Below are 3,853 nucleotides of genomic sequence, written 5' to 3' on the forward strand. Positions count from 1 at the left end.
GGCGAACGGGCGGCTGGCGAAGGAGATCGCGCCGGTCAGCATTCCGCAGCGGAAGAAGGACCCGGTCGTGGTCGACCGCGACGAACATCCGCGCCAGACCTCGCTGGACAAGCTGGCCGCGCTGCCGACCCCGTTCCGCAAGGGCGGCACCGTGACCGCCGGCAACTCCTCCGGCGTCAATGACGGCGCCGCGGCGCTGATCGTGGCGTCGGAGGCGGCGGCGGCGCGGCATGGGCTGACCCCGATCGCCCGCATCCTCGGGGGGGCCACCGCCGGCGTGGCGCCGCGGATCATGGGCTTCGGCCCCTCCCCCGCCAGCCGCAAGCTGATGGCCCGGCTGGGCCTGACGATCGGCGATTTCGACGTGATCGAGCTGAACGAGGCCTTCGCCTCCCAGGCCCTGGCGGTGACCCGCGACCTCGGCCTGCCCGACGATGCCGCCCATGTGAACCCGAATGGCGGCGCCATCGCTCTCGGCCACCCGCTCGGCATGTCCGGCGCCCGCATCGCCGGCACCGCGGCGCTGCAGCTCAGCCTGACCGGCGGCAAGCGCGCCCTGGTGACGATGTGCATCGGCGTCGGCCAGGGCATCGCCCTGGCGCTGGAAGCGGTGTAAGAAACGGTGCAGTTCGCTTTTGCCTCTCCCGCTTGCGGGAGAGGTCGGAGACGCGAAGCGGCTCCGGGTGAGGGTTCTTCGTCGAGGCCAGGGCAAGCCCTCACCCGGTCTCGCTGCGCGAGCCCGACCTCTCCCGCCAGGCGGGAGAGGCAACGCGGAGTCTGATCCCAATCCTGCCGGACCCACATGACCGTCTCGCCCTTCGATTCCGCCCTCACCGGCTCGCTCCTCTCCGATGCCGAGATCGCGGCCCTGTTCAGCGACCAGGCGGCGCTGCGGGCGATGCTGAAGGTCGAGGCGGCGCTGGCCGAGGCCGAGGCGCGCTGCGGCGTGATCCCGGCCGCGGCGGCCAGCGTGATTGCGGCCACCGCCGGCGCGCTGCTGCCGGACCCGGCGGCGCTGGCGGCGAAGACCGCCGAGGACGGCGTGCCGGTGCCCGCCCTGGTCGCGGCGCTGCGCCAGGCGGTGGCGGCTTCGGCGGGCGAGGAAGCGGCCCAGGCGGTGCATTGGGGCGCCACCAGCCAGGACATCCTCGACACCGGGCTGGTGCTGCGGCTGCGCCGGGTGATCGACATTCTCGACCAACGGCTCGCGGCGCTGGCCACGGCGCTGGCCGGGCTGGCCGATGCCCATCGCGGCACGGTGATGCCCGGCCGCACCCGGTCGCAGCAGGCGACGCCGATCTCCTTCGGCCTCAAGGTCGCCGGCTGGCTGGCGCCGCTGCTGCGCGACCGCGACCGGCTGCGCGAGCTGAAGCCCCGCCTGCTTCTGCTGTCCTTCGGCGGCGCGAGCGGAACTTTGAGCGCGCTGGGCGCGGACGGCATCGCGGTCGAGGCGGCGCTGGCGGAGATCCTGGACCTAGGCGTGCCGCCGATGCCCTGGCACGCCCAGCGCGACGGCCTGGCCGAATTCGCCGGCTGGCTGGCGCTGGTGACCGGCACGCTGGGCAAGATCGGCCGCGACCTGATCCTGCTGGCCCAGAACGAAGTGGCGGAGGTGCGGCCCGGTGCCGGCGGCGGGTCGTCGACCATGCCGCAGAAATCCAACCCGGTCGGGCCGGAGGCGCTGGTCGCCCTGGCCCGCTTCAACGCCGGCATGGTCGGTCAGCTGCACCAGGCGATGCTGCATGAGCATGAGCGCGACGGCGCCGCCTGGCAGATTGAATGGCTGGCGCTGCCGCAGATGCTGGTCGCCACCGGGGCGGCGCTGAACCATGCCCTGGCCGTGGCCGGCAGCCTGACGGTCGACAAGGATCGGATGGCGCAGCAGTTCGAGGCCTCGCACGGCCTGCTGCTGGCCGAGGCGGCAAGCTTCGCCCTGGCCACCCATATGCCGCGGCCGGAGGCACAGCGCCTGGTGAAGGAAGCGGCGACGAAGGCCACCGCCACCGGCCGCCACCTGTTCGACCTGCTGGCCGAGGCCTCCGCCGCCCCGGTCGACTGGGCCGCCCTGCGTGACCCAGCCCATCACCTGGGCGCGGCCGACACCTTCATCGACCGGGTGCTGGCGGCGGCGCAGGCGGGTTAGGCCGCCTCCTCCCGGCGCTCATAGACGTGGTCGACGATGCCCCAGGCCTTCGCCTCTTCCGCAGTCATGAAGCGGTCGCGGTCCAGGGTGCGCTCGACCTCGTCATAGGTCCGGCCGCAATGCTTGGCGTAGAGCAGGTTCAGCTGGCGCTTCAGCCGCACGATGTCCTCGGCATGGCGCTCGATGTCCGAGGCCTGGCCCTGGAAGCCGCCGGAGGGCTGATGCAGCACCACCCTGGCATTGGGCAGGGCGATGCGCCGGCCGGGCGCCCCGGCCATCAGCAGGAAGGACCCCATCGACCCCGCCGTGCCCATGCAGACGGTCGACACCGGGCTCTTGATGTATTGCATCGTGTCGTAGATCGCGAGGCCGCTGCTGACCACCCCGCCCGGCGAGTTGATGTAGATCGCGATCTCCTTGCGCGGATCCTCCGATTCCAGGAACAGCAGCTGAGCGCAGACCAGCGCCGAGACGCCGTCGTCGATCGGGCCGTTCAGGAAAATGATCCGGTCGCGCAGCATGCGGGAGAAAATGTCGAAGGCGCGTTCGCCGCGGCCCGACTGCTCCACGACCATCGGCACGAGGCTCATGGTCATGCTGCCCATCGCAGCCCCCTCCCCGCCATCGACACCGTGATCCGCGACACCCGGCGCCGGCGGGTGGATCGGCGCGGCACCGGCGTGCCGGTCCACAGCGCCGTCGCCCGGGCGCCGGCGCGGAAGCCGCTGTGCACGATGCGCAGGCGGGTGCCGCCGGCCGCGGTGCCGTCGAGGGTGAAGGTCACCACCGTGTCCAACGGCTTGCCCCCGGCATCCGTGTCCCGGCCGCGCCAGCTGTAGCGCAGCAGCCGGGGCTTCTCCGCCGCCAGCACCTCGCAGTCGATCGGCGCGTCGGTGCCCGGCCCGTTGCGCAGGGTGAAGCGCCGCCCCTCTTCCGCCCGGATATCGTTCGGCAGCAGCCAGGCGCCGAGCAGCCTCGGCTCGGTCAGCGCCCGCCACACCCTTTCCGGTGGGTGGGCCAGGTCACAATCGATGACGACGGAATCGGCCGGATCGGGCTTCGGGTCACTCATCGTCCATGTCCTCGAGCAGGGTCTTGAGATGCGCGACCCGCTCCGGCCAGAAGGCGCGGTAGCGGTCAATCCAGTCGCCGAGCGGGGCGAGTCCGTCCGGCGCCGCCCGGTAATAGGCGAAGCGGCCCTCGCGCCGTTCGGCCACCAGCCCGGCACGGCGCAGGGCGGCGAGATGCTGCGAGATCGCCGGCTGCGACACGGCGAAGCCGGCCTTCAGCTCGGACACGCTCATCTCGCCGCCCGCCAGGCGCTCGAACACGGCGCGGCGGGTCGGGTCGGCCAAGGCCTGGAAGATCAAAGCCTGGAAGATCTCGGTCGCGGTCATGCGAATCATATAAGCAGACACTTATATGATTCGCAATGGACTGCCGGAGGGGAAAAACCGGGTTGCGGCGCCTCAGCGCCCGAACAGGCGCGGGTACTCGGTCTTGGCCAGGGCGGCGGCCAGCGTCTGCCGCTCCGCCTGGGTCAGCGACCGCAGCGGCGGGACCAGCCGACGCCAGGCGGCGTCGCCATGGATCTCGGCCAGGGTGTCCTTCACCGCGGCGACCAGGGTGACGCTGCTGAGCGCCGCCCGCAGCGCGCCGGCCGCGGCCACCGCGGCCTCGGCCTCCGGGCTGCCGGCCTGGTGGAAGGCG

At 72.3% G+C, this 3,853-nt stretch carries 5 protein-coding genes and 1 pseudogene; 2 read left to right on the top strand and 4 right to left on the bottom strand.

What is annotated here, in order from left to right:
• The coding region (locus AC3XYG_RS00940) for an acetyl-CoA C-acyltransferase (protein WP_489137936.1) at positions 1–616 on the top strand (616 nt) is incomplete at its 5' end.
• 186 nt (positions 617–802) lie between these two features.
• The gene (locus AC3XYG_RS00945) at positions 803–2,143 is read left to right on the top strand and encodes a 3-carboxy-cis,cis-muconate cycloisomerase (RefSeq protein WP_489137937.1); all 1,341 of its coding nucleotides are present in this window, start codon (positions 803–805) and stop codon (positions 2,141–2,143) included.
• Here AC3XYG_RS00945 and AC3XYG_RS00950 read toward each other — a convergent pair.
• The 4 genes and pseudogenes from AC3XYG_RS00950 to AC3XYG_RS00965 all read right to left on the bottom strand — a co-directional run.
• On the bottom strand, positions 2,140–2,739 hold the full coding sequence (locus AC3XYG_RS00950) for an ATP-dependent Clp protease proteolytic subunit (protein ID WP_489137938.1): 600 nt from the start codon (positions 2,737–2,739) through the stop codon (positions 2,140–2,142). The two genes, AC3XYG_RS00945 and AC3XYG_RS00950, sit on opposite strands and share 4 nt — an antisense overlap.
• The gene (locus AC3XYG_RS00955) at positions 2,736–3,215 is read right to left on the bottom strand and encodes an SRPBCC family protein (protein WP_489137939.1); all 480 of its coding nucleotides are present in this window, start codon (positions 3,213–3,215) and stop codon (positions 2,736–2,738) included. The genes AC3XYG_RS00950 and AC3XYG_RS00955 overlap by 4 nt, the downstream gene beginning before the upstream one ends.
• A complete protein-coding gene (locus AC3XYG_RS00960; RefSeq protein WP_489137940.1) occupies positions 3,208–3,540 on the bottom strand; it encodes an ArsR/SmtB family transcription factor in 333 nt (110 codons plus the stop codon). Before AC3XYG_RS00960 ends, AC3XYG_RS00955 begins: the two co-directional genes overlap by 8 nt.
• Positions 3,541–3,612: 72 nt before the next feature.
• A pseudogene (locus tag AC3XYG_RS00965) lies at positions 3,613–3,853 on the bottom strand (hypothetical protein); the annotation flags it as partial.

The organism is Inquilinus sp. (genome assembly GCF_057815775.1).